The following is a 23912-nucleotide window of genomic DNA, read 5'->3' as shown; positions in this document are numbered from 1 at the left end:
CAAAATAATTTAAAGTATGCTTGAACTTGAAAAGAATCCAAGCTTCTCAAGTTTCATTCTGCAATCGGCCGATTGCCTGAAAACAAAATCTAAACTTGAAAAGATGAAGGAGGAAAATGATGTTTAATCTTTTATTGGTTTGTGGTACAGGAGCGTCCAGTGGATTTATGGCCAAAAATATCCGCAAAGCTGCCAAAGAAGAAAATCTGGAAATCAACGTCAAGGCTCGAAGTGATTCTGAAATCGAAGAATATATTGACTCGATTGACCTTTTGCTCGTCGGTCCGCATTTACGTTATATGTTGAATGACCTGAATCAGATCGCTGCCCCTTACCATGTCCCTGTTCGGATCATCGATGATCGTGCTTATGGAGCGCTGGATGGTAAGGCTGTACTCCATTTTGCTTTAGACTGCCTCAAAGAAGAAAAGAAAGGAGTCAACTCATGAATCATTTTATGCAATGGATGACCGAGAGCTTTGCCCCACGAATGAACAAGATCGCCAAAAATCCATGGATTGCTTCGATTCAGGATTCGATCCTAACAACAATGCCGGTGATTTTAATCGGTTCCCTAGTCACCATCTTAACCATTTTTCAGTCCTTCATTCCGGGATTCCCGGATTTCACCTTATTGTCCAGTTTTTCTTTTGGGCTTCTTTCCTTATTTTTAGCTTATCTGATTCCCAATACCGTCATGATCAAAAAGCATCATTCCAAAACCGCAAAACAAGCAGGTTTAGCTGGCATTGCTTTCTTCCTCATGGTTGTAAATCCTTTGTTTGTAGAAGGAAATATGACCCTAACCTTCGCCAAACTGGGTTCCAGCGGCATGATTGCAGCGCTGATTTCCGGTTTGTTTACTGGGGCTGTCATGAACCTGTTTGCCTCACATTCATTCTTTTCAGAGGACACCCCGATTCCTGATTTTATTACAGTCTGGTTCGATACTCTGATTCCCATTACTTTGATTCTGATGGTTGGCTGGTTGTTTACCTTTCAGCTTCAGATTGATATCTTTGAGACGATCGCTTCGCTCTTTCAGCCTTTCGTAGCGATTGGTCAATCTTTCTGGGGATTTGTTTTCCTCAGCTTCATCGCTTATGGTTTTCTTTATTCCTTTGGCATTTCCGCCTGGGTTCTGGCGCCGATAACGCAAACCATCATGCTGAAAGGCATGGGCGACAACATGGCACTGGTGGCTGCCGGCGCAGCCCCAACCAATATTTTCTTAAAGGAAACGGTGCGGCTATTCATGGTGGGTGGATCTGGCGTAACCTTATCTCTAGCCATTATGATCGCATTTCTTGCCAAGTCAAAACGTTTGCGCCTGATCGGGAAATCTACTTTTCTTCCGTCCCTGTGCAACATCAATGAACCTTTGATCTTCGGGATTCCGGTTGCCTTTAATCCGATTCTCATGATTCCGATGTGGATCTGTCAGCTAATTTGTCCAATCGTTGTCTACCTGACGCTGCAGGCTGGTTGGGTGCCAATCCCGGCTGCGCCTTGGGATTTCGGCTTTATGCCGCAGCCGATTGTTGCCTTCTTTGCGACAAAATCCATCGCCGGCGCTCTTCTTACGCTTGTTAACTTCGGCATTTCCTGGATTGTTTATTATCCTTTCTTTAAAATCTATGATCGACAATGCTGCGAAGAAGAAAATCAAAACCTGGAATGCAAAACAGAAGTGATTGAAAAGGAGAGGTTAGCCCATGAAATACAGTAGCGAAGAGCTTAATACCACAGCCATGCAGATTATTCTGCACGCAGGCAATGGCAGAACCATTTTGAATTCCATTTTTGATCAGCTAGATGGAAATGCAGAAAGTTTATTAAAAGAAGCAAAAAAAGAAATTACCGAAGCTCACAAATTACAGACAGAGGTGTTGCAGAGGACAATCCATGAAGAAAACTTTGCCTCTACCTTGCTTTTCTCCCATGCACAGGACACGTTGATGAGTATTTACAGTGAATACCACACAACCGTCAATCTGTTAAAGTTAAAAGATTTCCTGCAAGGTAAAAATCATGAATGATTTTTATTCTCAGTTTCCTGATGATTTTTTATGGGGATGTGCATTAGCTGCGCATCAATGTGAAGGGGCTTGGAATGAAGGGGGAAAAGGAATCAGCACCGCTGATGTTGCGCGTCTTGGCGGGATAGGCAAAGCCCGGCAGCTTGATGATTCTGTTTTGCCGCATGTTCATTATCCATCTCATCTGGGAATTGATTTTTATCACCAATGGCCTCAGGATGTGAAGCTCCTTGCTGAAATGGGATTGAAATGTCTGCGGCTTTCAATTGATTGGACACGTATTTATCCAAAGGGAATTGAAGCCACACCGAACCCAGAAGGATTAAAATATTATCATGCATTAATCGATGCGCTGCTTGCGCATCACATTGAGCCAATAATCACGATCAGTCATTTTGAGATTCCTCTATTTCTGGCTCAGAATTACGGAGCCTGGAAAAACCGGGAGATGATTGACTTCTACCTGCATTACTGCCAAACTTTATTTACCGAATTCAAAGGCCAGGTCACCCGCTGGTTAACCTTCAATGAAATCAATCATAACGAGAATACGTCTGAGGCCGCAATGGCCTCTGCCTACCGTGTTTCCGGTATCCGTTATGATCGTGAAGAGAATATTTCTCAGATTGCCGCACAGAGTTCTTATTATATGATGCTGGCCACAGCAAAAGCTGTGAAGCTGGCTCATGATATTGATCCGCAGAATCAAGTGGGCTGTGTACTGGCTCTGCATCCCAGCTATGCTTTCGATTGTCAGCCAGAAACAGCATTGAAGAGTCTGCAGTGCCTTGAGAGTGATCTATATATTGCTGATACTTTATGCCGCGGAAAATTCCCTGATTATAAACGAAGACAGCTTGCAAATCGAGGCTTGACTTTGGATATTCAGCCGGAAGATGAATGCGTTTTCCAACAAGGCAAATTAGATTTCGTAGCCTTCAATTATTATTCATCCACAGTCTGCATGTTAGATGAAAGTCAGTATCCTCAAGGGAATCATTTTAAAGGTGGTAAAAATCCAAAGCTTCCGGAAACCAAATGGGGGTGGCAGATTGATCCCACAGGACTCCGATACGCCCTGAATCTCTTCGATCGCCGTTACCAGCTGCCAATTCTGATCACCGAAAATGGGATTGGATTAGAAGAGAAACTTTCTGGCATTGAACCCATTGAAGATGATCAGCGAATTGCCTACTTAAAAGCTCATCTCCAAGCATTAAAACAAGCCCTGATCGAAGATCAAGTTCACTGTATCGGCTATTGTCTGTGGTCTTGTTTTGATGTGATTTCAGCTACAACCGGAGAAATGCGTAAACGCTACGGTTTAATTTACGTTGATCAGGATGATGAAGGAAAAGGTACACTTCGCCGCTGTCCTAAAAAATCTGCACAGTGGTATGCCCAAATCATAAAAGAGAATGGGAAAAATCTTTAGCTTCCAATTGAAAGACTGCAACACTTTGTCATAAGTAGATATAGTCAAAAGAAGATCGAATTCCGATCTTCTTTTTCAAAATTTAAGCGATTTTTAATTCTTTGTATGCGCAGAGAAAAAGCTTTATTTCAACTCGATTTCATTTCCTTAACTGATCAATGGATATTCCATCGAAATGTCGATTGATTCTCTGTTCTCTACTTTATGTCTTCTAATAAAAAATCTTTCAAATGAACAATTCGAATTCCATTTTCGATCCCCGTATCCAAAGGATTCATGGTGACTACAAATTTCGGATAGTGATCCCGTATCTCCATTAAATTGTCTATTTCATGATCAGAATTTTCCGGAAGTTGTACGCAGACCTGAACATAAATTTTTTCATCGCGGCGGAACGCAATAAAATCAATTTCTTTTGTTCCATTTTTACCAACAAACACATCATAGCCTCTTCGTTTAAGCTCCAAGAAAACAATATTTTCTAAGACGCCATCCAGCATTTTGCGATTATATCCAAGCAGTGCATACTTTAAGGAACAATCCGCAAGATAATATTTTTCCTGCGTTTTCAAAACGCTTTTTCCTTGAAGATCATAGCGTTGACAAGGATAGATGATAAAAGCTTGTTCCAGCCATCGAATATAATTATAGATTGACTCCACTGAAACTTTACGATGCTCGCTTTTTAAAAACTGGGAAATCGAGTTGGCTGAGAATGTTTTCCCCATATTTTCAATGATGAATTTTACAACTCGGTCAAAAAGATCTTGTTTATTAATACGGCGCCGCTTTACAATATCCCGAGAAATAACTGTATGATATATGTCTTCTACGATCTGATAGGCTGAAGAAGCTTCATAGTCACCTAAAGCCACAATTGGAAATCCACCAAAGCGGATATATTCTTCCAGCAATTCATTCTGAGATAAAGTACTTTTATTTTTAAATGTAAGGTATTCCTTAAAAGATAAAGGATAGACTGAAATCAATACATAGCGTCCTGTCAGATAAGTTGATATCTCACTGGACATGAGTTTTGAATTGGACCCTGTCACATAAATATCAGCGTCGGTTCATTCTAATAAAGCGTTAACCGCTTTCTCCCAATCCCGAACCTCCTGAATTTCATCCAACAGAAGAACACAATGATCTTTCCCCTCCATAGCTGCTTTGATTTCCTCAAACATTTGTCTTGTCGTAATATTTTGCGGAATATCCATTTCCGTATATCGTTTATGGATAATCGCATCTTCTGGAATCTTTCGCTTTAACATTTCCGCTTTAAGCATTTCAAATATTGTCGATTTCCCCGAGCGGCGGATTCCTGCCAGAATTTTAACTAATGGTTTGCCTATAAAGGGTTTGACTGCATTGATATATTCAGGTCTGTCTATCATAGTATCACTTCCTTTCTAATATAATACCAAAAAGCCCCTACTTTATAACAGTTTTTCAGGTCTGACCTTAAAAACTTTTTCAATACTGAGTTTTTCACCATCTTGGCTTCCCTTATTTTAGTTAATTTTAATCGCTTTAGAGTCTAATGATTTCAACAGAGATTAGAGAAAAATCATAAGATTTGATCCATTCAATTTTCCTTTCTTCCTTTTTTGCCTGTTCACTGATAAGATGAATGTAGTAATAAGCAACATCCTGTCTTCTGGAGCGGGTCAGACTGCTTGGGCCATCGAGTTTCCCTTCTGCAATTTAAACTTATTTATAAAGTTCACTGAACTTGAAAGAGAGAACTTTTATGCGAAAACACAAAATTTTATATCTTATCCTTTCACTTCTGTTTCTTCTTTCTGGTTATCTGGGATATCGCCGCTGGCATATCCACCTTATTGACAGTCAGGAAAAACCAGCCTGTCTTTGGCTGAAAGCCGATTCGTCGCCGTTTCTTTTTCTAGATCTTCATCGTCAGTTTCAATCTGATGCTTCCATGAAGATCCTTGAAACGCAGTTCTGGACAGAAAAAATGATTCCGATCATAACGGCACCTTCCAAAATCGCAGCCAGCTATACAAGCTATCAGCTGCCGACGGAGTCGGGTGAAATTGCCCACTTTTATGTCAATGAGCATCCGATCAACAATCACTGCGGATTATCCTTCTTTTATATGCAGGAAGGTGAAACCCTCCGAGAAACTGAAACCGCCGTCTGGGTTCAGTTTGATCAATCGGTTTCTGATCCTGACTCATCCAATTCATCCATTCAGCGCGTCTGGCAGATGCGCAGCAGCGAAGTTGAGATAACAATCGAGTTTTCAGCCAGTTTAACCGACTCCATTTTTCCAGCCGCGGAAAAGACGTTCACGCAGCTGGCTTCCTGATTATTTCCCGGGAAACGTTCTTTGCTTCATTCCATTCGCAACATAAAAAGCCCCTCATGCGGAAATTAAATTCCAGACATGAAGAGCTTTTTTGTTTAGAATGCCAGGGTTGTCCCCCACTGTTCCTTATCCATTCCTGACCAGACGATGACATGGCCCATTCCCTGTCGTTCGTTGACCAGCACTGCGTCAGAAGGTCCCATATAATCTTCATGAGCGATCATGACTGTAAACTGATCTGCCCCTTTCTGGATAACCCAGCCTTCCGCAACCTTTTTCGCAAAAGGACGATCCTGCCGGCTGACTAAGCTGACTGGCGCATTGACCGCAAAACACGGCGCTTTTTCTCCTTTAGGATTGAGTGAAAAAATCGTTGTGATCGAAGCGAAGCCCGATGCATTCAGCTCTGTTTCCAGCATTTTCGACGGCGTCGTCGTGTTGTAATGCAGCGACAGCCGGGTATCTGTCAGCCGCACCTGCGCGTTGTCTGCCAAAGTCAGAACTTCACAATCGCTGTGATTCAGACTCAATGCCGCAGTCTGCCCTTTCAATGCCACTTCCGCAGCCGGTGAAAAATGCCAGCGCTGCACAATTTTATGCGTATCTTTCGGATTGGCATAAATTTCATCATGGACCAAAATCAGGTCTTCGCGCAGCCAAACCACTTTTCGGCTGAGCACTGCACTTCCAGTTTCCAGATCCATATAGCCAAGCGCAGCTCCCTGAGCCAGACGGAAACCGTTGCTTTCACTGGCCTGCGTATTGAGAGACCAAGAGAGCTTGTGATATCCCCACGAACGCTTGCATAGAATCGAAGGCTGATCATCCAGCTCGATGACATTGTGTGCCTTCGGGCCTTTGAACTCAAACCGTTCCGGCTTGTCCACATAGGTCAGCCGGCCGCTGTCGCGGACAATATCCTCACCGCGATAGAACAGATCGACATGCAGTTTGTCTTCATGCGCATGTCCGCCGCCATGAACTCCATTGGTAAAATGCAGCCAGGTTTGATCTGCGGTATCGCTGCTGTGCCAGAAAATATGACCGCTGTCCGGGAAAACGACAGTCCGCCGGCCAGAAGGAAGAACCGGCATCGCCGCATAAGCCGCAGCAGCTTCTGCCCCTAAATCAAACACACAGTCAAAATCGAAATCCGCGTAACCGGCCGCTTTCCACTGCGGATTGTTAAAGCTGTACGCCGCTTTGGTAATAATATCGCGGACATCAATGTCATCGCTGTCGCCCATCGCCATTTCAATCCCATCCGGTTTTTTGTGTTCAACGCAGAATTCGATCATCTTCGCTAGCCGTTCATTGTATCCCTCAGGCAATTCGATGTGATTGCGGTCTGCCAGGATCTTTACTTCCAGGAAGTCCTGCGCCACTTCATTGTGATACATTGTCGACTGCTCCCAATGTACGCCGTCCGGGTAAACCTGGCGCTGCAGCTGCAGATCCAGCCGATGCAGCGACTCCTGAAGCATCGCCGCGCTGAACGGATGCTCCGGCATCAGCAATGCTGCTGTGAATAAACCATGGTTTTCCAGTACACCCCAATTGGAAATGATTTTTGTGCTGTTCCAGACTTCGGCGATGAACTTTTCCTGCTCAATCATTGATTCTTCAAACAGGCTGCAGAAGCTGTCGGTCAGCGCCGGGCTATTGCGGAACAGACAGAAGGCCTTAATCCACAGATTCATCCGAATTCCGGTTTCCAATGTCCGGCAGGCGTTGGCACAATCCGGATCCCGCAGATTGATCTGACAGATCCAGCTCTTGCACTGTCTTACAAACGCTTCGGCATACTTTTCATCACCCGTCAGGACATAGGCCTGACCCAGGGTAATCCAGAAATGATGGCGGTTAAACGCAAAGATCCATTCCGGATCATCTGCTGGTTGATGCAGCCAGTTGATTTCCTTGTCAAAGACAACCGGAATTTCCGTGTATTCCATATCCCAGCGCAGATCAAAACGGAAGCTCTGGGCGCAAGCTTCATCCGCGCGTTCAATAATTTTGGTAATCTCCGACTGCGGACAATGAGTCAGCACATACTGCTTTACCGCTTCAACGTCTTCAACAAAGAAATGCTTGTTCTGGGCAAAAAATTCGTTTTTCTTCATGGCTTGCTCCTTACCAGTACCGGTTCCAGTCCGTGACCATCCGTGTCAGAGCTTCCATATAATAATAGTCGCCCCAGCTGCAGCATTCATCCACGCCTTTATTGCGGCAGGTGTTGGTCGGCGTATGCCGGTTATACGTGCTGTGAAGCAGAATGCCGTTGGATGAATTCCAGTCCTTGACCTCGTAATTGTCGATCAGCGATTTCATCATCTGACGAGCCAGCTTTGTATAGTATTGCGCCTCTTCCGGCTCCAGCACCTTTGCCGCTTCCAGGAAGCCGCAGATCACAATCGCTGCCGAAGATGAATCGCGCGGTTCACTGCTGCCGTCAGTAAAATCGAAATCCCAGAATGGAATCAGATCTTCCGGCAGATGCCGCAGGTAGTAATCACTGATGTGTTGGAACAATTCAAGATATTCCGGATCCTGGGTGTATTGATAACTTAGAATCGTTCCATAAACGCCCCAGGCCTGTCCGCGCGCCCAGGCTGAATTATCCCGATTACCCTGATGAGTCACACCTTTAAGCGGAAGACCCGTTTCCGGATCAAAGAAATAGGTGTGAATCGTTGAATAATCTTCACGCACAACGCATTTCATCGCCGTACGGATATGCCGATGTGCGATGTCCGCAAACTTCGGATCGCCGGTCACTTCACTGGCCCAATATAATAACGGAAGGTTCAACAGACAATCAATGATCAGCCGATAGCTGTCCTTGTCGCCCATCTCTCCCCAGGCCTGAATGAATTCACCTTTTTCCTGAAAGCGGGTGATCAGTTTTTCTGCCGCCAGGATTGCCGCCTGCTTTGCGGTTTCATCCCCGGTTAATTTCCAGCCGGCGACGCAGGAGAGTGAATACAGAAAACCGAGGTCATGATGATCAACACTGAATTCCTCATGAATCCGCTTGTAGAAATCCTCAACCTGAATCAGTGCGGCATACTTAAAGATATTTTTCTTTGTATGTTCATAGGCCAGCCAGATTTCACCTGTCCAGAAGCCGTTAGTCCAGTCCTTGTTGATAATCGGCTGATAGAATAAATCCGTACTGCTTGCGGATTGATATTGATAGGTAAATTCCGGCAGGTTCTTTTCTACCTGGGTGCAGGCACGGTCCAGCGCGGCGATCATTTCTTCGTGTGTCGCCTGGGGTTTCTCTAAAAATTGAATACGATCCATGTCCGAGATCCTCTCTTTCTCTTCTTCCTTGAGTTTATCATCATTTTTCGCTATGATAAATAGGAAGGTTAAGGTTTTTTTGTATAAATTAAAGAAAGAGGAACGGAAAATGGAAGATTTCAGCGTCACATTCCGTTATGCGATTCAGCGTGAATGTACTTTAGAATGGGGAGTGAAGCGCGATCGCATCGACTACAACAACCTTGTGTTCATATTAAAGGGAAAAGCCTGCTATAAAATTGATGATCAGGAGTTGATTTTAAGGGAGAACCAGGTCCTTTTAATTCCTGCGGGAAGTCTGCGGGAAGCGCATCGGCTGCCGGAAGTCCCGCTCACACTGCAGTCTTTTGATTTTTACAGCGATCAGCCGCTGCCGGCTTTGCCTCAGCGTGTCCTGACCCTGGATCGGCTGGATTTCTATCTGCCGTTATTTCAGGATTTCAATCGCCATTGGCTGACAGAAAAGCCGTTGTCGCGCCTGCATTGCAAGTCGGTATTTTATCAGATTTTAGATGAGCTGTATCAGACAGCCTGGGCGCAGCAGGAGAATCCACATGTCCGGCAGATGAAAAACTACATTGAATCGCACCTGACCCAATCCATCACCATGGAGGATCTAGCCTGGGTCAGCGGTCTGAACGTCGTGTACTGCGGTGCGTTGTTCAAACAGGAAACGGGCATGAGCGCACTGCGCTACTGGCGCACGCTGCAGATCCGCAAAGCGGCGCAGCTGTTGAGCGAGCCCGATATTTCCGTCAGTGAAGCTGCCTGGCAGGCCGGATTTGACGATTTATTTTACTTTTCCAAATTGTTCAAAGAAATTCAGGGTTTGTCGCCTAAAGCTTATCAGCGCCGGCATGCCGGTCAGCGCTCTTCACAATAAGAAAAGATCCGCCCCTCCCTTTCTAGATTAGAAAGTACTGCGGATCTTTTTTAGTTCATGAACGCTTGAAAACGATGACTTACTGTTTCACGTACGCCGCGGCCGATTCTCCGGCCACTTTTCCGGTTACCGCGGCATGCGCATTGGCATCGCCGCAGACATAACCATAAGCGCGGTATCCGCCGGTGGCTTCCCCAGCACTGTACAGTCCGGCAATCACCGTCCCGTCTTCTTTTAATACACGGCACTGTTCATCGAGTGTCAGACCGCCGAAGGTCATGACCCCGCCGGCTGCGACCTGAATGCAGTAATAAGGTGCAGTTTCCATCTTGTTCGTGAAAATCGTCCGTCCCAGTTCATCTTCCTGGCTTTCCACTGCGGCATTGTATTTTTCAACGGTGGCCGTCAGCGCTTCCGCCGGCAGTCCAACCTTTTCTGCCAATTCTTCCAGGGTATCAGCTTGTTCTACAATCCCCATGCTTTGATAAACAGAAACTTTATAGACATTCTCTGCCACGGTTTGATCAAAAATTTCATAGACAAACGGTTCTCCGGTTTCCACAACACTTCTTGACGTATCAAACGGATCGCCGGTTTCATTGCAGAAACGATGACCTGTGGAATCGGTCAGGATCGCTCCGCCGGAAAGGACCATCGCCGTGATCAGCATGTTCTTTTTAACATCAACCGTGGCTGAACCATACGCTGCTTTGTCCATATCTGTCAGCTTCGCGCCCAACCGCACGGCTTCCTCAATCATCTCACCGGTTGTTCCCGGACTGCCGGCATAGCTCATTTTGGCATATTCATCGCCCCAATACCGAGAAAGCATTTCCGGACTGCCGCCAAATCCGCCGCTGGCAATGATCACTGACTTCGCCGTATATTCGACTGGCGTGCCCTTTTGATCAACAACCACGCCGATCACTTCACCCTGATCATTCGTCCGCAGCGACTGCACCGGACTTTCATATTGAATCTCTACACCCTGCTTTTCAGCCGCTTCCACCAAACCGGAAACCAGCTCATTTGCATCCGGCATGGACTGGTGCGCCCGGTAGGCTGTACTGCCGACCCCCTGGGTCACCTTCTCTGAAAATTCAACGCCGTTGTCCATCAGCCAATCCAGCGTTTCCCCGGAAAGCTGGCTGACCAGGTTCATCTGAATCGGATCCCGATCCGCACTGGCTCCCTGCGCCATATCCTTGGCATATTGCTCTGGGGAATCTTCAATTCCCGCCTGAGCCTGCAGCCGTGAACCGGCAGCTTGTAAAATTCCGGTGGAAAGAATACAGTTGCCTCCGGCATACGCCATCTTTTCAAGGACGATGACCTCTGCCCCCTGTTGGGCAGCACGGACTGAAGCTGAAAGTCCGGACAATCCAGCACCGATAACCAAAACATCAGCCGTTGTTTTCACTTCTGTCTTTGCGGTCGGTTCCGCCGTTGGCTGGGCGTCCTGATTCTGCGGTGCCGATGAACAGCCGGTGGATGCCAGCAACAGCGCACTCAGAAGCAGGATAAAACTCTTTTTTCCAAAACGCATAACACATTTCCTCCCTTCGATACGATTAACTTGTGTATCGTTGGACAAAGTATAAGCGTTATACAAGCTTGAAGGTCAAGTCTTATTTCTGTTCCATTTCCTCATCCTGAATGGGAATCCAGACGTCATAGTAATGATTGATTGTGTTATTTTCGCCCATAACCCGCGCTATGCTTCGGCCTAAAATATCTCCGGCCAAAACAAAAGCGTGTTTTTTTAAATAGCTGAAAGCGGGTTGAAGGTTTTCGTAATGCAAAAAGACTTGATCCTCAATCCGGAAGATCATGTGAACACAGGATGCGGCCGGATAATAGACGCTGTCCTGACGGTCCAGGCCTAAGCTTTCCGCCATTTCGGCTTCCATCGCAAAGCCCCAATGCAGATGATGGTCAGGGTCGTCTTTAGAGAATAAAAATGACAGTTCCGCAGCCGGCATCCAATCGGTCCACTCCGTTCGTGCCGCCTTTGTTTTTTCACCAGTCAGAAAATGATCCTCGATCTGATGATCCATCCGCCACACTGCCGGACGGCGCTGAATGGTGATCCGGTTCAATTCACTATCCAGGCTTTTCAGCAGCTGGATTTTCTGACGAAAACCATTCAACAGAAGACGCTGGCGTTCCAGGCGTTTTTCCTCGGCTTCTTCAAGCTTTCTAAAGCCCTCGCAATACTCCTTGAAATCCACGTTATTCAAAAGCTGGACAGACTCCTGCAACGAGGCGCCGATATTCTTCAATTCCTTCATTTTGATCAGATAATTGCCATCCACAACGGTATATCTGCGGTATTGATTTTCCTGATCCCGATGCGGCACCACTGCTCCCTGACTATCGTAAAAACGAATCGTTGGCGCACTCATGGACAAAAGGGATGCCATTTCCCCGACAGTATACTGATGAAAATTGCGTGTCTTTTCCTGATCTGCCCGAATTCTGTTTTTCATTAAGATTTCTTTCCTCTGTTCATCCATGTTCATTCCGCCTCTTCCGACAAGGCTTCAATATAGAAGCTGACCGGCCGGAATCCGTCATTGCAGGAAATCATAACGGATTTGGGATTTTTCATCCACCCCTTGTAAAGATCTTCCCCACCGCAGGCCAGCGCCATGACAAAGGCGGAAAGGCTGCCCCAGGCGCTGTCACAAAACCCTTCCGGTTTCTCCCAGCCATTCGTGATGAACACCTGCCCTTCTTGCATTCCGCAGGCGTTTTCCATCGGATTTTCAAAACGCTCCATTAAATCCCGATGCTGCGTGATCTTCATCACAGTAATTCGACATTTTTTCATAGCACCCTCCTGCTTCTTGCCTTTATTTTAGCATAAAGCGGCCAAGTCCTTCCTGCGAAATCTTTTAGGCCGGATGCCGGTCCCCTTTTCTGTTTCATCCTTTTCCCTTTTTTAAACAATTTAAGTTCTTAAGCTTTTGCCTTTATTTCCGGGCCCGTGTGATCTGTTCACTTTCCCATATCAATTGGAAAAAGATCTCTTAAAAAAAGTCTACAAAAAACTGACCTTTACTTCGAGGGGCCAGTTCGCTTCTCACTTCATTGATTCAAGTTGGATTCTTTTGCTTATTCTTTTGAATCGGGCTCTTCTTTTTTCCCCTTTCCTTTCTTCTTTTTTCTTGATTTTTCCTGATTCTCATCGATTAAAATTTTTCGCCGTGTCTCTAGGATTTCATCGATTTGATCAAAACAGGGTGAATCAAAGAATTCTTTGATTGAAATATCCAATGCCAGACAGATACAATAGATCGTCGGAAGGTATAACGTTTCCTGCGGTTTAGACATAAAGGAAGAAATTGTGCTGTTGCCGCAGGCTTTATTGCTTAATGAGCTATAGGTCAAATTATACTTCTTACACAGTTCATCAATCCGCTTGCGCAGGGCTTCGCTACATTTCATCTCTATACTCCTTTGTCTAAATCATCAAACAGATCACTATCAAAGAATTCGGCGAACGACATATCAAACGCAGCAAGAATTTTACAGCAGGTGTGCAGCGTCAGGTACTTGTCCGGCTCTCGTTTATAATTGTAGAACACATTCTTGTTGACGCCGCTGATCTTGGACAGCTTGTAATAGGACCAGTTTCTTTTTTTGCATAGCTCGTCAATCCGTTTAAAAACCGCTTCATTTAATTTCATTTGATGTATCCCTTGTATCAACACAAAATAGTCAATAACATCCAATTCCGCTTTTATTATACCCAGACGCGTGATAGAATTGAAATTGGGGGTTATGTTCTAATTATGGTAAATAAAGGAATGCTTAACGTAGGTTCATTCATTCACCAGGTTCGTACAAAAAAAAACATATCGTTAGAAATGCTTTCTACGGTCACTGAAATCTCGGTTAATGAATTAATTGCTTTGGAACAGGGGCAAGATTGTCTGGTTTCCGACTACTTCATCCTCTTAACAGCTTTGGGATTTGACTGGGATCAAATTGTTGAAGCCCTTCAGCAGGGTCAGCAGGAGGAATGAAAAAGGAAAGATTGTCTTTTTAAACGGCAGGAAACTCCTGATTCACATTTTGGCAAAGCTTATTTCTATTGATAAGAAACAGGCAGGGCGGCTCTTCTCAGTTTTGTCAGAGTTGGAAACGGTGATCATGGAATCCGAGCTAATATTTCAATATCTGCTTGCCGCTTTCATCTATCCTGTTTTAAGTAAAAAAAACAGATGAAAATCCGAGAAACACGCTGTCTTTTAGAAAAGAACGCAATTCAATGCTGGGTTTATTTATCCGCCAAGTTCATTACTGAATTGATATATGATTTTTTCAGCCGCCGGAATAATGATTCCAAAGCGGTCTATTATCGGAATTTATTAGATCGGAGAAAATAAGTCAATACCCTAGAAAGAGAGATCAGGATGATGGAAAGAACTCAAGCCTTACTGGAACAACTGGCTCAGGACAATCAGGTTACAGTTGACGATGTCATAGAAGATTTGCAGCGGCGCATTGATGAAGCCTGGGCGGCAACGGAAGATAGCCTGCTGCATGCGTTTTTCAAAAATCAAAAACCCTGCCCGGGGATGTTTATCATGGCCTTCGATCTACTTCAGGAAATCAGCGATCAGGTTCAGGAAATTCTCGAAGCGATGATTCAGGAAGAAAGCGAAGCAGGAATTGAAACTTCGATTGAAGTGGCCGATCAATTAACCAGCGAACAGCTCAAAGATCCGATTGAAACTTTCCTGGCGATGCTAAAATCTCTGAAAAGCAATGCGCCGATCATCCGGATGATTTACCGCCAACAGGCATAAACGACTTTATTCAGGAACTCCTGACTGCTGGAAAGAAGATTCAGTACTGATCGGCGAACGATGGGTTCGCTTTTTTAATGGAACAGTAGTTTTTCTGTCAAACATCCGGCTGCATATCGGCAGACAGGAAAAAGGATCGACAGTGTTTACCGTCAATCCTAATTCAACTTCATTTTCCAATTCTCTTTACAACGAAGGTATGGAATTCAGGTCTATGTTAAATCGGTTCCGTTAGACGCGATCACCTTGCGGTACCAGGCGAAGGAATCTTTTTTTATCCGTCGATAGCTGCCGTTGCCTTCATCGTCACGATCGACATAGATAAAACCATAGCGTTTTTTCATTTCTCCAGTAGACACACTGATCAGATCCAAGCAGCCCCAGGCCATATAGCCGATCAGATCCACGCCATCCTCCACCGCCTTGCGCATTTCATTCAGATGATCACGCAGATAGGCAATGCGGTAGTCATCATGCACGGTCCCATCCGCTTCCAGCTGATCCACACAGCCGATTCCGTTTTCCGTGATCATGATCGGAACCCGATAGCGGTCATACACCTTGAGTAAGGTTGTCCGCAAACCCACCGGATCAATCGGCCAGTTCCACTCCGTTTCCGTTAAATACGGATTCTTGATGCCGCCCATGATGTTGCCGCTGGTTTCCTCACTGAACGGCTGGGTACTTTCTGAAATACTTTGATAATAGGAAAAGGTGTAGTAATCACAGACCCCTTCTTTCAATAATACTTTTTCGGTGTCATTCAGCTGCAGCGCAACTCCGCGTTTTTCCAGTTCGTTCAAAGCATAGAACGGATACTCTCCCTTTAACATGACATCCGCACAGGTGTTGTTATAGAACAGATCGTTTTTCAATACCAACAGGACATCGTCGGGATGACAGGTTCGCGGATAACGGGTAATATGGCAGATCATGGTTCCAAAATGGAAGTTGGAATTGATCTGACGGCCGCGGATCACCGCTTTAGCCGATGCGATCATCATATTGTTTAAAGCGTTGAAGCGCTCATTGGGATCATCCTTCTGTTGGGTGAAGAATTGGGCCTTTGGATCGATCAGCGCCCCCTGACCTAAAGCGCTCATTGGCAAAAACATATCATTGATTTCATTGAACGGAATCCAATATCGGACTTCCTCTTTATAATGTTCAAACAACGTAACAGCATAGCGCACATAGAGATCGATTACTTGTTTATTGACCCATCCGTGATAACGGGTGCCGACAGCCAGAGGGATATCGCTGTGGGAAATCGTCACAATCGGTTCAATCGCATATTTTTTTAATTCCGCAAAAACATCGTGATAAAATTGAATTCCCTTGGGATTGGGCATGGCATCATCCCCATGAGGGAAGATTCGCGCCCAGGAAATCGACATCCGGTAAGCCTTAAATCCCATTTCGGCAAACAGCGCGATATCTTCCTTATAATGATGATAGAAATCAACGGCGATATGGGATGGATAAGTATATTCTTCCTTCATTTCTAACGAGATCCGGCGCGGAGCAGTATGGGATCCAACAGTCACAATATCGGCCACACTGAGACCCTTGCCGTCTTCAAGATAGGCGCCTTCAACCTGGTTGGCTGCGGTCGCCCCACCCCAGAGAAAATCACTTCTGAAATTTTTCATCTTCTACTCCTCAAATTTAAGCAAGCTCATCGCAATCCAGGTGACAACCATGGCGACACCCACGCCTAACAGATACCAGGGGAAGGTTTCAGTCATCGCTAAGACAATCGTGCCAAACGGAACAAAACCAAAGGATAGATACTGAACCGTGAACGCCCCCATGATCGCACCGCCGGCAGCCCCGCCGATCACAGTTGCCCACAGAGCTTTTTTATACTTCATGATCAGACCGAACATGACCGGTTCTGTGACGCCGATCAAAGCGGTAACCCCGGTGGATAAACCCAGCGACTTGGTTTCTTCCTTTTTGGATTTATAGAAAATAAACAGCGCGCAGACAGCCATTGCCGCATTGGAAGCCGCGGTGCAGGGATAGATGAAATCGTAGCCGAGTGTCGCCAGGTTCTGCACGGTAATCGGCGACATCGCTACCTGCATGCCGGTCATCAACATAAATGGATATAAAGCGCCGCACAACGCACCGCCGACCGGTCCCAGCGAAGTATACAGCCACAGAATGCCCTGTGCGACAAAGGTACCGATCCAGTTGCCAATCGGCGCCAGAATCATCCAGCCGACAACTGCCGAAAGCATGACGGAAACCAACGGTGTAACAATGATGTCGATCATCTTCGGCACAACCCGCTTGCAGGCCTTTTCAACAAAGGACTGGAAATAGACGATCAGAATTGCCGGAATGACTGTCGATGCATAACCGGCATAGGTAATCGGAAGAAAACCAAACAGCTTGATCGACGTGCCGGCCATGGCGGAGAAGGTCGGATGCATGATGATCGCGGCCGTGGTTGCCGCTAAATAAGGATTGCAGCGGAACCGTTTGCCCGCGGAAAAGGCAGCCAGGATCGGCAGGAAGTAAAAGGCAGCTTGGGAACAGGTAAAGAAAAACGTATAGGTCGCGGAATTGGGATCGATCCACCCTAATGTCTGAATCGAATACAACAGTCCCTGAAGCAGACCGCAGGCTACGATCGCCGGAATGAACGGCGCAAAGATCGAGGATAGTGTTTCCATGAACGTTCCCAACAGATCTTGGATGCCTTTCTTTTCGGGTGAGAGCGAATGATCAAGATTTTCATCAATCCCTTCCTGTCTTTGAAAATCACCGACCTGACAGAGTGCTTCATAAACATCGTTGACTTCGTTGCCGATAATCACCTGAAACTGATTGTTGCTCCACTTGGAACCAAATACCGAAGCGAGCTTGTTGATTTCTTCCGCTTCTACCCGATTTTTATCTTTCACGGTTAAGCGCAGCCGTGTAACACAGTGCGTTGCGAATGAAATGTTGTCTTTGCCTCCGACATGTTTTAAAATATCGGCGGCCAAAGTCATGTAGTCTTTTGTCATACTCTAAATCTCCTTCTCTTTTGTTTTTCTCTTCTATGGGGATCCAGTCCCGCGCGTTAGACTGGGATCCCCATTTTTTGTTTGTTCCTCAACGTTGAACGTTAAGGCTGCAGAAATAACATCCCTTGGTTTTACACTGTCGGCTGCGCACAGCGCTCACGATCACATAAACGCTGAACATGCAGGATCAGATAAAACTTCTCTTCCTCACCAATCGGATAACCGCTGGCTTCCAGATAGACCGCCATAGCACCGACGACTTCGCAGATTGGGGCGTACCGTTCTTTAATCGTCTGGTATAGAGAATAGGAAACATTCTGCGGAGGTTGTTGATTCATCCGCCGAAGCAAATACTGCAGATGTGTCGCAAAACGGGTGTAGTTAAACGATTTTCGATAGATCGGATGATGCAGATACGCTTCAATGATCCGCGTACAGCCGTCGATCAGTTCTTCTTCCTGCTGCGTATTGGAAGTTTTGACAGACAGTTCGGCATTAATAAGATTCAGTGCAATGCCTGCTTTCTCACTTTCCGGCAGTCGGATATCCAGCTGTTCCTCCACCCGCTGCAGCGTTCTTTCCGCCAGCTTCATTTCTAACGGATAGCTGCTTTCCAATTCATAGATCAGCGGCATTTTCAGCTGAATTTTCTTGTTCATCCGTTCGATGCAGAACTCCAGATGATCGGCCAGCGTAAAGGGCAGATTGGCATTCAGCTCAGCCGGGATCTGGTCGACCGCTTCGTTGTAGATCTGATCCGCGATCTGCAGGATCTTGGGATTGACCGTCTGAATTAGGCGGATTGTTTCCGAGTTGAAACCGTAATACGTGCGGGAAATAAGTGAAAGATCTGTCAGCTCGCACGGCATTTTCTGAAAGCCGACACCGCGGCCTTCAACAATGACTTTTTCACCCTTGGAATCTTCCGCCAATGCAAAGTTGTTATTGATCTTTTTTAACAGCTTCATAAGCGTTCTCCAGTCATGACGGTTTCTGAAGCTTTTACGGACTGCAGATCCAAATGTTTTTCCCAATGCCAGTTTGATGCTTTGGTGATCAGCATCATCACCGTCAGGTCATAGGCGCTTAAAAGCTGGCGGTTAAACCGGATGATCGGCTCACCCCGACGGACTGGATCGTTGACCTTCTTTAAGGCTGTAAATCCCTGTCCCTGCATTTCTACCGTATCAATGCCGATGTGAATCAACAGTTCCACATCTTTGCTGCGGATCCCGAAGGCATGCCGGGTTTCAAAAAGCATGATTAGTTTCCCATCACAGGGAGCACAGACAAGCTCGGTATGCGGATTCACCGCGATCCCATCGCCTAAGTTTTTACTGGCGAAAAATGGATCGCTGACCTGTGTGATATCGAGCAGATCCCCTTCTGCCGGAGCACCTAAGATCATCGTTTTCTTTGCGAACAGACTTAACATCTTAACACCTCCTTTGTGCAACAAAAAAGGGAGGCAAACCATAACCAAAACAAATGTTCTGGTTAGTTATGCCTCCCTTACGAGTTACAGTCTAACGATAATTTAAAATTACACCTGAATTTTATTTTTGTCAAGCGCTTTCATGAACTGAGCTCAAGAATTCAGCGCTGATCATTCCCACAGCATGCGCATTCCATTCCTTTAAAATCAGAGCTGGAACATTGAAATTGAATTTTTTTCCTTCTATACGAAAAAAAAGATGAGTCGGACATGCTGACTCATCTTCCCCACTTTCAATAACAGTTGTTCACGCTTTTAATGAAAGAATAGAGGCTTCTTATAATTTTCTTACTTCGCCTGACCTAAGCATTCTGTAACGCCTTTGATGACAGCGTTGGAAGAATTGGTCGCACCGGAAATGGTATCAACTTCTGCAGAGTTTGCTTCTACGATAGCAGCGCAGACTTTTTCCATCGCTACGTCGCCCAGACCTGCTGTTTCAGCCTGTTCCGGAGTTGTAACGCTGGTGATCTTGCCGCCTTCGATTTTTACTTCGACAGTAACGTCGCCGTTGTTGCCCTTCTGTGTTGATGTGTATGTGCCGTCTTTGTAGCCAGCTGCGTCGCCGCCCTTATCCTTGCTTCCGCAAGCGCTCATCGACAGAACCATCATGCCTGCCAGAGCAAGTGCTAAAAACTTTTTCATGGTAATTTCTTTCTCCTTCCACAAATATCGAACGATGTCGATAGTCTAATCATATCAACACCCGTTTCCAATGTCAATTCCTGAACGATCTGTTCTTGCGGAAAATCGCTTTAAAACAAGGCTGAAAGCGGCTTACAGGTCATCTTTGAGGGCGGAAGCTTTGGCGTAGGCACTGGAACGGGCTTCAAAGAAATCCGTTTTGATCAGATTGGCGTTGGCATACTGGCTGACCCATTTCATGGAGGACGGTTCCTCTTCTTCCCCCGGATAGATCAGATCCAAACCAATCGCTTTCGCCCGCAGATTGCCGAGATAGTGGATATAATCGCGGATCATCGTCTTGTTTAATCCGGGAATCGCATCGCCGAGAATCGAACAGCCCCATTCGATTTCCTCCTCAACTCCCTGCTTCAGCATATCCCGATATAGCTGATCATATTCCGGGACAAATAGCTGCGGTTCTTCTTTGCGCAGCTCCATGATGATGCTGCGGAACAGCCAGAGATGAGTATTTTCATCACGGTTGATGTAGCGGATTTCCTGGACTGAACCCGGCATCAGTCCCATCCGGCCAAGGTTGTAGAAAAACATGAAGCCGGAATAGAAGTAGATGCCTTCCAGGATATAGTTGGCCATCAGCGTTTTCATCAGCTGCAGCGGTGTCCGCTGTTCGATAAATTCATTATACAGACCGCCGATAAACTCATTCCGTTTTAATAAGCGCGGATCTTCTTTCCACTGGTACAGAATTTCTGTGCGCTGATCCGGAGAACAGAAGGAATCGAGCATATAGCTGTAACTTTGCGAATGCACTGCTTCCTGAAAGGCCTGAATCGTCAGACAGAGATTGATTTCATTGGCCGTGATCACTTCCCCAATATTCGGCAGATTGGCCGTCTGGATACTGTCGAGGAAGATCAGAAACGATAAGGTTTTATCGAGAGCGGTCTTCACAGCGGGTTCCAGTTTCGGATAATCCTTGAGATCCTGACCGAGATTGATTTCTTCGGGAATCCAGAAATTATTCATAGCCTGGCGGTACCAGTCAGATACCCAGCCATACTTCAGTGTGTTGAAATCGTTGAGATTGGTTGTGTTGCCATTGATCATCCGGCGCAGCCGCACGTCAGTATCGCCCTGAGCATTAAACAGAGCTTTGCGTTTGAGTTGTTCAGACATGATAGTTCCTCCTTAATCGAGTCTAAGCTTGCACAAAATCACCGCGGAATTCCTTTTAAAAGCTGTTAACATTGAAAGATTGCGCAGCCCCAAACGGATTTCTCTACAAGTTTTGTTTAAGCAGAACAGGATTCGCACTCTTCCACCTCCAGCGACTGACTGCGGACATAATACAGCGTCTTGACGCCTTTTTCCCAAGCCAGAATCATCAGGTTCAACAAATCCCGCAGCGAATAATCCGTGGTGATATAAAGATTCACGGATTGAGCCTGGTCAATATGCCGCTGCCGGACGGCGGCAGCTCGGACAACCCAGGTCTGATCGATCTGATGCGCCTTTTTGTAATACCAATAGGTCTGATCGTTCAGCTCCGGCGCAACACGGGCGATGATGCTGCCCTTTTTTTCCTCTAAGAAAAACTTGTTCATGATCGGATCAACGCCGGCACTGGTTCCGGCGATCACCGAAGTGGAGCTCGTCGGGGCAATGGCTAACAGCCAGCCATTGCGTAAACCCTGCTCCGCGACTTCCTTGGCCAGCGCCTGCCAGGCCGGAGATTGATAGTGACGTTTCGTAAAATAGGCTCCGGTCTGCCAGTCAGAGCCTTCAAAATAGGCATACCGGCCTTTTTCCTGAGCCAGCTTCAGACTGGCGCGGATCGCGTTGTAGTTGATCGCCTCAAACAAAGCATCGGTGGCTTTGAGATGTTCTTCTGATTCAAAGAAAAGCGAACGTTTGGCCAGCCAGTGATGCAGTCCGCTGACACCCAGACCGATTGCCCGCCACTGCTGCGAGGTCCGCTGAGCCTGCGGCAGAGGATAGGCATTGAGATCGATCACATTATCCAGCGCCCGGACCGTCACTTCTATGACAGAACGCAGCTCGGCTTCATCTTCAGTATTCAGCCGGCCAAGATTCAGCGATGCCAGATTGCAGACCACCATTTCTCCGGCTTTGACCTGTTCCACGATCACGGCTTCGCCATCGATATCCACTAACCGAGTTTCAATTTCACCCATGGGCTGAATGTTCTGCGCAATTTCCGTACACAGATTGGAACAGTAAATCACCCCACGATGGCCATTGGGATTCATCGCATTGACCGCATCGCGGTTGAAGACAAACGGTGTTCCTGTTTCCGCCGCCGATTTCAAAATCAGACGGACCAGATCTTTCAGCAGGATCACACGCTTTTCAATGCGCGGATCGTTCACACATTCCTGATAGCGCTGTTCCCATAATGCCCCAGTACAGTCTTCCAGCGCATAGCCTTTGACGCTTTGGATTTGATGCGGGCACATCAGATACCAGTTTTGATCCAGACTTTCCTTCGCCATCCGCCAGAATAAATCCGGATAACAGACGGCCGGGAAAACATCGTGAGCTTTCATCCGGTCATCCCCGTTGTTGGTGCGGATCTGAAGGAATTCCGGCAAATCTCTGTGCCAGCAGTCCAGATAGACCGCAACCGCACCCTGCCGCACTCCCAGCTGATCAACAGCCACAGCGGTATCATTGACCAACCGAATCCAGCGCAGCACGCCGCCGGCCGCGCCTTGGAAACCGCGGATATCGCTGCCGGAAGCCCGGACTTTTCCGAAGTATAAGCCCATCCCGCCGCCTTGTTTGGAAATCTGGGCAAAGCTGTCCAGCGACTTATAAATTCCTTTTAGTGAATCCGGAACGACGTCAATGAAACAGGAAGCCAGCTGGGCCTGCGGTTTGCGGGCATTGGCCAGTGTCGGCGTGGCCATCGTCACCTGCAGCTGACTCAGGACATCATAGATCCGGATCGCCCATTCAACCCGATTTTCCTTCTCAGGAATCGCCAGATGCATCGCGATGCCCATAAACATTTCCTGCGGCAGCTCCAACACTTCTCCCTGGTGATCATGAATCAGATAGCGCTTGATCAAAAGTTCCAGACCGCTGGCATTGAACAATTCGTCACGGTGCGGATCCATCGCTTGTTCCAATCGGGCTAAGTCCTTATAGCTGTAATTCTCGGACAGCATTGGATTTAACAGGCCCTGTGCTTCCAGATATAACAATTTCTGCGCTAACGTGCGGATTCCCTGCCGTTCCATTCGCTGACTGACAGCGCGGCGCAGCTTGATCATCATAAATCGAGCCGCCGCCATCTCCCATTGCGGTGCTTCCTGACTGACCAGCTCAATGCAGGCGCGGATCAGATTATCGAGCTGTTGGGAACGCTTCATCTTCTCTTTTGAAAACGCCTGAACCTTCTGAATCAGAACCGCCAACGACATTCCCGGCTGAGTAAAATCCCGCTGCAGCTGACGGCAGCAGGCCAGGATTTCCTCATCGGGTATAATCCGGCGCAGCTGATCGATCTGTCCGCGCAGCTGGGCATGTTCCTGACGGTACAGAATATAGTGCCGAGCTTCTTCATAACATCCCTGCTGCATTAAAGCCTGTTCTACCCAATCCTGGATCTGTTCCACACTGACCGGGGCAATTTCCCCTGCCGTGCGGATCTGCACCTCCACCTGATCCAGAAGGACTTCCTTCTGAACTTCGGATAACGAATGACCCACGCTTTCAAACGCCGCGCTGACTGCCCGGCTGATTTTCTGACGGTCATAAACCTGAAAGCTCTGATCTCGTTTGATGATCTTCATTGACATTCTCCTTTTCCCATCTTCATTCCTTGACCCCGATCTTTCTGCCCCTGACTTTCAGCCTGTTCAGCATCGCTATCTTTGAACAGCGGCAGCCAGGGTATCCGGGCATTGTGTGC

23 protein-coding genes and 1 pseudogene are annotated in these 23912 nt (G+C 46.6%); 8 read left to right on the top strand and 16 right to left on the bottom strand.

Annotation, left to right across the window (positions count from 1 at the left end; translation table 11 throughout):
- The first annotated feature begins 119 nt into the window (after positions 1-119).
- From MCG46_RS00225 to MCG46_RS00210, 4 genes are read left to right on the top strand one after another with little or no spacing between them, the layout of a single operon-like run.
- Positions 120-449: a PTS sugar transporter subunit IIB gene (locus MCG46_RS00225; protein ID WP_020226163.1), complete on the top strand. Its 330-nt coding sequence runs from the start codon at positions 120-122 to the stop codon at positions 447-449.
- A complete protein-coding gene (locus MCG46_RS00220; RefSeq protein WP_240276403.1) occupies positions 446-1729 on the top strand; it encodes a PTS sugar transporter subunit IIC in 1284 nt (427 codons plus the stop codon). Before MCG46_RS00225 ends, MCG46_RS00220 begins: the two co-directional genes overlap by 4 nt.
- Positions 1716-2039 (top strand): PTS lactose/cellobiose transporter subunit IIA, encoded by a 324-nt coding sequence (locus tag MCG46_RS00215; protein ID WP_240276401.1) that lies wholly within the window; start codon positions 1716-1718, stop codon positions 2037-2039. The genes MCG46_RS00220 and MCG46_RS00215 overlap by 14 nt, the downstream gene beginning before the upstream one ends.
- Positions 2032-3474, top strand: a complete 1443-nt coding sequence (locus MCG46_RS00210; protein WP_240276399.1) for a glycoside hydrolase family 1 protein — start codon at positions 2032-2034, stop codon at positions 3472-3474. The genes MCG46_RS00215 and MCG46_RS00210 overlap by 8 nt, the downstream gene beginning before the upstream one ends.
- 197 nt (positions 3475-3671) lie before the next feature.
- Here the strand turns inward: MCG46_RS00210 and MCG46_RS00205 are convergent, their stop codons facing one another.
- Positions 3672-4349 carry an ATP-binding protein gene (locus MCG46_RS00205; RefSeq protein WP_345893091.1) on the bottom strand — a complete coding sequence of 226 codons (678 nt, stop codon included), beginning with the start codon at positions 4347-4349 and terminating at the stop codon, positions 3672-3674.
- Between the two features lie 87 nt (positions 4350-4436).
- Positions 4437-4871: pseudogene (locus MCG46_RS19395) on the bottom strand (ATP-binding protein); the annotation flags it as partial.
- Positions 4872-5227: 356 nt separating this feature from the next.
- Here MCG46_RS19395 and MCG46_RS00195 point away from each other — a divergent pair.
- On the top strand, positions 5228-5806 hold the full coding sequence (locus MCG46_RS00195) for a hypothetical protein (protein ID WP_240276397.1): 579 nt from the start codon (positions 5228-5230) through the stop codon (positions 5804-5806).
- A gap of 95 nt (positions 5807-5901) precedes the next feature.
- Here the strand turns inward: MCG46_RS00195 and MCG46_RS00190 are convergent, their stop codons facing one another.
- Positions 5902-7929, bottom strand: a complete 2028-nt coding sequence (locus MCG46_RS00190) for an alginate lyase family protein (RefSeq protein ID WP_240276395.1) — start codon at positions 7927-7929, stop codon at positions 5902-5904.
- A 10-nt stretch (positions 7930-7939) separates the two neighbouring features.
- Positions 7940-9112, bottom strand: coding sequence for a glycoside hydrolase family 88 protein (locus MCG46_RS00185; RefSeq protein WP_240276393.1), 1173 nt, complete (start codon positions 9110-9112; stop codon positions 7940-7942).
- 109 nt (positions 9113-9221) lie between these two features.
- Between MCG46_RS00185 and MCG46_RS00180 the strand changes: the two genes are divergently transcribed.
- On the top strand, positions 9222-9995 hold the full coding sequence (locus MCG46_RS00180) for an AraC family transcriptional regulator (protein ID WP_240276384.1): 774 nt from the start codon (positions 9222-9224) through the stop codon (positions 9993-9995).
- A gap of 79 nt (positions 9996-10074) precedes the next feature.
- Here the strand turns inward: MCG46_RS00180 and MCG46_RS00175 are convergent, their stop codons facing one another.
- The 5 genes from MCG46_RS00175 to MCG46_RS00155 all read right to left on the bottom strand — a co-directional run bounded on the left by MCG46_RS00175 (position 10075) and on the right by MCG46_RS00155 (position 13687).
- Positions 10075-11541: an FAD-dependent oxidoreductase gene (locus MCG46_RS00175; RefSeq protein ID WP_240276382.1), complete on the bottom strand. Its 1467-nt coding sequence runs from the start codon at positions 11539-11541 to the stop codon at positions 10075-10077.
- An 82-nt stretch (positions 11542-11623) separates the two neighbouring features.
- Positions 11624-12484 carry a MerR family transcriptional regulator gene (locus tag MCG46_RS00170; protein WP_240276373.1) on the bottom strand — a complete coding sequence of 287 codons (861 nt, stop codon included), beginning with the start codon at positions 12482-12484 and terminating at the stop codon, positions 11624-11626.
- A 29-nt stretch (positions 12485-12513) separates the two neighbouring features.
- Positions 12514-12828: a TIGR04076 family protein gene (locus MCG46_RS00165; RefSeq protein ID WP_240276371.1), complete on the bottom strand. Its 315-nt coding sequence runs from the start codon at positions 12826-12828 to the stop codon at positions 12514-12516.
- Positions 12829-13112: 284 nt separating this feature from the next.
- Complete coding sequence (locus MCG46_RS00160; protein ID WP_240276369.1) at positions 13113-13445, bottom strand: helix-turn-helix domain-containing protein; 333 nt, start codon at positions 13443-13445, stop codon at positions 13113-13115.
- 2 nt (positions 13446-13447) lie between these two features.
- Complete coding sequence (locus MCG46_RS00155; protein ID WP_240276367.1) at positions 13448-13687, bottom strand: helix-turn-helix domain-containing protein; 240 nt, start codon at positions 13685-13687, stop codon at positions 13448-13450.
- A gap of 105 nt (positions 13688-13792) precedes the next feature.
- On the opposite strand from MCG46_RS00155, the gene MCG46_RS00150 reads away from it, so the two are divergent.
- Both MCG46_RS00150 and MCG46_RS00145 read left to right on the top strand, forming a co-directional pair.
- Entirely contained in the window at positions 13793-14026 is a 234-nt protein-coding gene (locus tag MCG46_RS00150) for a helix-turn-helix domain-containing protein (RefSeq protein ID WP_240276358.1), read from the top strand.
- Positions 14027-14416: 390 nt separating this feature from the next.
- The gene (locus tag MCG46_RS00145) at positions 14417-14812 is read left to right on the top strand and encodes an autophagy-related protein 17 (RefSeq protein ID WP_240276356.1); all 396 of its coding nucleotides are present in this window, start codon (positions 14417-14419) and stop codon (positions 14810-14812) included.
- Positions 14813-15024: 212 nt separating this feature from the next.
- Here MCG46_RS00145 and MCG46_RS00140 read toward each other — a convergent pair whose 3' ends face one another.
- From MCG46_RS00140 to MCG46_RS00110, 7 genes are all read right to left on the bottom strand, one after another.
- Complete coding sequence (locus MCG46_RS00140) at positions 15025-16464, bottom strand: glycoside hydrolase family 1 protein (RefSeq protein ID WP_240276347.1); 1440 nt, start codon at positions 16462-16464, stop codon at positions 15025-15027.
- A gap of 3 nt (positions 16465-16467) precedes the next feature.
- Positions 16468-17832: a PTS transporter subunit EIIC gene (locus MCG46_RS00135; RefSeq protein WP_240276345.1), complete on the bottom strand. Its 1365-nt coding sequence runs from the start codon at positions 17830-17832 to the stop codon at positions 16468-16470.
- 131 nt (positions 17833-17963) lie between these two features.
- The gene (locus MCG46_RS00130; protein WP_240276344.1) at positions 17964-18800 is read right to left on the bottom strand and encodes a PRD domain-containing protein; all 837 of its coding nucleotides are present in this window, start codon (positions 18798-18800) and stop codon (positions 17964-17966) included.
- Positions 18797-19267, bottom strand: coding sequence for a PTS sugar transporter subunit IIA (locus MCG46_RS00125; protein WP_240276336.1), 471 nt, complete (start codon positions 19265-19267; stop codon positions 18797-18799). Before MCG46_RS00125 ends, MCG46_RS00130 begins: the two co-directional genes overlap by 4 nt.
- Positions 19268-19615: 348 nt before the next feature.
- Complete coding sequence (locus MCG46_RS00120) at positions 19616-19972, bottom strand: FMN-binding protein (RefSeq protein WP_020226184.1); 357 nt, start codon at positions 19970-19972, stop codon at positions 19616-19618.
- 132 nt (positions 19973-20104) lie between these two features.
- Positions 20105-21151 (bottom strand): ribonucleotide-diphosphate reductase subunit beta, encoded by a 1047-nt coding sequence (locus MCG46_RS00115; RefSeq protein ID WP_240276334.1) that lies wholly within the window; start codon positions 21149-21151, stop codon positions 20105-20107.
- Between the two features lie 116 nt (positions 21152-21267).
- On the bottom strand, positions 21268-23793 hold the full coding sequence (locus tag MCG46_RS00110; RefSeq protein WP_240276332.1) for a ribonucleoside-diphosphate reductase subunit alpha: 2526 nt from the start codon (positions 23791-23793) through the stop codon (positions 21268-21270).
- Positions 23794-23912 lie beyond the last annotated feature (119 nt).

This window comes from Holdemania massiliensis, from assembly GCF_022440805.1.
GTDB lineage: Bacteria > Bacillota_I > Bacilli_A > Erysipelotrichales > Erysipelotrichaceae > Holdemania > Holdemania massiliensis_A.
Note: the sequence above shows the minus strand (reverse complement) of the source record. Positions and strands in the feature narration are given on the sequence as shown.

Coding starts and splice junctions, on each gene's coding strand:
- MCG46_RS00225 (WP_020226163.1), top strand. CDS start 120: ATGTTTAATCTTTTATTGGTTTGTGGTACAGGAGCGTCCAGTGGATTT.
- MCG46_RS00220 (WP_240276403.1), top strand. CDS start 446: ATGAATCATTTTATGCAATGGATGACCGAGAGCTTTGCCCCACGAATG.
- MCG46_RS00215 (WP_240276401.1), top strand. CDS start 1,716: ATGAAATACAGTAGCGAAGAGCTTAATACCACAGCCATGCAGATTATT.
- MCG46_RS00210 (WP_240276399.1), top strand. CDS start 2,032: ATGAATGATTTTTATTCTCAGTTTCCTGATGATTTTTTATGGGGATGT.
- MCG46_RS00195 (WP_240276397.1), top strand. CDS start 5,228: ATGCGAAAACACAAAATTTTATATCTTATCCTTTCACTTCTGTTTCTT.
- MCG46_RS00190 (WP_240276395.1), bottom strand. CDS start 7,929: ATGAAGAAAAACGAATTTTTTGCCCAGAACAAGCATTTCTTTGTTGAA.
- MCG46_RS00185 (WP_240276393.1), bottom strand. CDS start 9,112: ATGGATCGTATTCAATTTTTAGAGAAACCCCAGGCGACACACGAAGAA.
- MCG46_RS00180 (WP_240276384.1), top strand. CDS start 9,222: ATGGAAGATTTCAGCGTCACATTCCGTTATGCGATTCAGCGTGAATGT.
- MCG46_RS00175 (WP_240276382.1), bottom strand. CDS start 11,541: ATGCGTTTTGGAAAAAAGAGTTTTATCCTGCTTCTGAGTGCGCTGTTG.
- MCG46_RS00170 (WP_240276373.1), bottom strand. CDS start 12,484: ATGAAAAACAGAATTCGGGCAGATCAGGAAAAGACACGCAATTTTCAT.
- MCG46_RS00165 (WP_240276371.1), bottom strand. CDS start 12,828: ATGAAAAAATGTCGAATTACTGTGATGAAGATCACGCAGCATCGGGAT.
- MCG46_RS00160 (WP_240276369.1), bottom strand. CDS start 13,445: ATGAAATGTAGCGAAGCCCTGCGCAAGCGGATTGATGAACTGTGTAAG.
- MCG46_RS00155 (WP_240276367.1), bottom strand. CDS start 13,687: ATGAAATTAAATGAAGCGGTTTTTAAACGGATTGACGAGCTATGCAAA.
- MCG46_RS00150 (WP_240276358.1), top strand. CDS start 13,793: ATGGTAAATAAAGGAATGCTTAACGTAGGTTCATTCATTCACCAGGTT.
- MCG46_RS00145 (WP_240276356.1), top strand. CDS start 14,417: ATGATGGAAAGAACTCAAGCCTTACTGGAACAACTGGCTCAGGACAAT.
- MCG46_RS00140 (WP_240276347.1), bottom strand. CDS start 16,464: ATGAAAAATTTCAGAAGTGATTTTCTCTGGGGTGGGGCGACCGCAGCC.
- MCG46_RS00135 (WP_240276345.1), bottom strand. CDS start 17,832: ATGACAAAAGACTACATGACTTTGGCCGCCGATATTTTAAAACATGTC.
- MCG46_RS00130 (WP_240276344.1), bottom strand. CDS start 18,800: ATGAAGCTGTTAAAAAAGATCAATAACAACTTTGCATTGGCGGAAGAT.
- MCG46_RS00125 (WP_240276336.1), bottom strand. CDS start 19,267: ATGTTAAGTCTGTTCGCAAAGAAAACGATGATCTTAGGTGCTCCGGCA.
- MCG46_RS00120 (WP_020226184.1), bottom strand. CDS start 19,972: ATGAAAAAGTTTTTAGCACTTGCTCTGGCAGGCATGATGGTTCTGTCG.
- MCG46_RS00115 (WP_240276334.1), bottom strand. CDS start 21,151: ATGTCTGAACAACTCAAACGCAAAGCTCTGTTTAATGCTCAGGGCGAT.
- MCG46_RS00110 (WP_240276332.1), bottom strand. CDS start 23,793: ATGAAGATCATCAAACGAGATCAGAGCTTTCAGGTTTATGACCGTCAG.